This is a genomic window from Methylophaga sp. UBA5088 (assembly GCF_002414625.1).
GTDB classification, from domain to species: domain Bacteria; phylum Pseudomonadota; class Gammaproteobacteria; order Nitrosococcales; family Methylophagaceae; genus Methylophaga; species Methylophaga marina.
Genome location: NZ_DIAC01000129.1, coordinates 11,483 through 12,189, shown reverse-complemented (window position 1 = coordinate 12,189; position 707 = coordinate 11,483). Strand labels below are relative to the sequence as shown.

The following is a 707-nucleotide window of genomic DNA, read 5'->3' as shown; positions in this document are numbered from 1 at the left end:
TGACTAATTTCGCTTGTGCCAGAGATAACAGATAAGGTTTTATTGTTGAGAGATGACATAGTCGTCATCATTTCAGCGACTTTCGCTTCACTATTTGTGACCAGATCCGTATCCGCAGTCACTAACTCTGCAATAACTGAGCTTGCCTCATCAATAGTTGATTTTACATTCATTGTGATCTTATTTATCTGATCACTAAACTCATCAGATTTTTGTGATAGTTTTCTGACTTCATCAGCAACTACAGCAAAACCACGACCTGTATCTCCAGCTCTGGCAGCTTCAATGGCTGCATTTAAGGCGAGTAAATTTGTCTGAGAAGCAATATCTTTGACGTCATCAAGCAGAGAAATAACACCATCTACTCTTCGATTAATTTCATCTAACTTTGCCATCACCAAACGACTATCGTCTGTGTTTTTTAGCAATGTCTGCACAAGAAAGCTCATCACAGACTCAGTCTCTTTGATAAACTCAGACAAGCCCTGCTCACCATCTTTTTGGTCAATCAAGCTATGGAGCATATCGTCCTCGTTTGAAGCCTGTTCATTCAATCCTTGGAAACTGTCTCCCAGTGACCGCACAGCATCATTTAAAAGCGTAGCTATTTGCTCATTCTCTGCACGTATATTTTCGATCTGCAAGCTGATATCAGTAACGACGTCTTTTTTTAACTTGTCTATATCTGCTGATTCAAATCGTGATGT

General features: G+C 39.7%; 1 protein-coding gene. It reads right to left on the bottom strand.

Annotation, left to right across the window (positions count from 1 at the left end):
• Window positions 1–707 (bottom strand): methyl-accepting chemotaxis protein (locus B4K20_RS15855; protein ID WP_289283659.1); only part of this gene is annotated, 707 nt, incomplete at both ends.